At 51.4% G+C, this 650-nt stretch carries 2 protein-coding genes; both read right to left on the bottom strand.

What is annotated here, in order from left to right; all coding sequences use genetic code 11:
* Positions 1 to 222 (bottom strand): 23S rRNA (pseudouridine(1915)-N(3))-methyltransferase RlmH (locus ACTHUR_RS15070; RefSeq protein ID WP_440399422.1); only part of this gene is annotated, 222 nt, incomplete at its 3' end.
* A gap of 161 nt (positions 223 to 383) precedes the next feature.
* Positions 384 to 650 (bottom strand): amino acid kinase family protein (locus ACTHUR_RS15065; RefSeq protein ID WP_440399420.1); only part of this gene is annotated, 267 nt, incomplete at its 5' end.

Below are 650 nucleotides of genomic sequence, written 5' to 3'. Positions count from 1 at the left end.
GTCCAATACCACCAAAAACGCGCCCTGCGGTATGGCTTCCAACAGGCGTTTTTCTTCAGCCGCCATGCCCTGAGCCGCATTCACACCCGCACCGCGTTTTTCGGGCTTGATTTCTTTCAGCGCATAATTGACATCGCGCCCGAAGCGTTTGGCGTACTCGCCGACGGCTTCATCCACCCAACGCGGCATTTTCGTGCCTACAGCCAAGACGGTGATATTCATGGAGTATCCTTTGTTATCGAATTGTCGGTTGGGCATTATGGTCAAGCAGGTTCTCGACTTTTTCAAACCATGAGCCAATACCCGCGCAACCGACTGAAAATAAAAGGCCGTCTGAAAGCCGAATGTATCCCGTTCGGCTGTTTCAGACGGCGTTTCAATGATTAGCAGTGAACCAGTGTACCTTCGTTTTCGCCGGTTACCACGCGTTTGAGCGAGCCTTCTTTAGCAATGCCGAAGACCACGATATTGAGTTTGCGTTCGCGGCAGAGGGCGAAGGCAGTGGCATCCATCACTTTGAGATTTTTTAACAAGGCTTCGTCAAAAGTAATGGTTTCATAGCGTGTTGCAGATGGGTCTTTTTTCGGGTCCGCGGTGTACACGCCGTCAACGTTGGTGGCTTTGAGCATCACATCGCAGTTCATTTCCGC

The organism is Neisseria sp. P0021.S007 (assembly GCF_051956855.1).
Note: the sequence above shows the minus strand (reverse complement) of the source record. Positions and strands in the feature narration are given on the sequence as shown.